This is a genomic window from Streptomyces glaucescens (genome assembly GCF_002154375.1).
Taxonomy (GTDB): domain Bacteria; phylum Actinomycetota; class Actinomycetes; order Streptomycetales; family Streptomycetaceae; genus Streptomyces; species Streptomyces glaucescens.
This window is the reverse complement of record NZ_MUND01000316.1, coordinates 1,311-1,799: the sequence shown is the minus strand read 5'-3', so window position 1 is coordinate 1,799 and position 489 is coordinate 1,311. Positions and strand designations below refer to the sequence as shown.

Here is a 489-nt window from a genome sequence, read left to right as displayed (position 1 = left end):
GGCAGGCGGCCGGCGAGGAGGGCGGTGGCCGTGGTGGCCATCAGGGCGGTCTGGTGCCAGAGGAAGATCGTCATGGCGGAGAGGTTGACCAGGGCCACGGCGGCCCAGGCGACCGGCCGGCGCAGTACGCGGCGCAGGGGTTCACGCAGCAGCAGGGCGAGACCGCACTGGGCCACGCCGAACGTGACGGCGGCCAGCGTCGGCGGGTTCAGATTGGACACCGCGGCGCCCGGCACCCCGACCATCGACGCCGGATACCCCGCCCAGGCCACCAGTGCGGCCGTCACGACCGCCCCGCCGCCCAGCAGGATCCACCCCGCCCGCCGCCGCTCCAGCTCGCCCCGGCTCCAGGCCGCGCCCAGCGTGTAGGGCACCAGCCAGCCCGCGGCCAGGTTGGTCCAGCCCAGCCAGGAGGGGCCGCCGAGGCCGAAGCGCACGAGGTCCACATGGAGGACGACGGCGAGCGGCCACAGCGGGTTGACCCGGGTG

Annotated in this window: 1 protein-coding gene; it reads right to left on the bottom strand. The window is 75.9% G+C overall.

All coding sequences use genetic code 11. The features are described from left to right. A partial coding sequence (locus CCN42_RS20945; protein ID WP_339384363.1) for an acyltransferase family protein occupies positions 1-489 on the bottom strand: 489 nt, incomplete at both ends.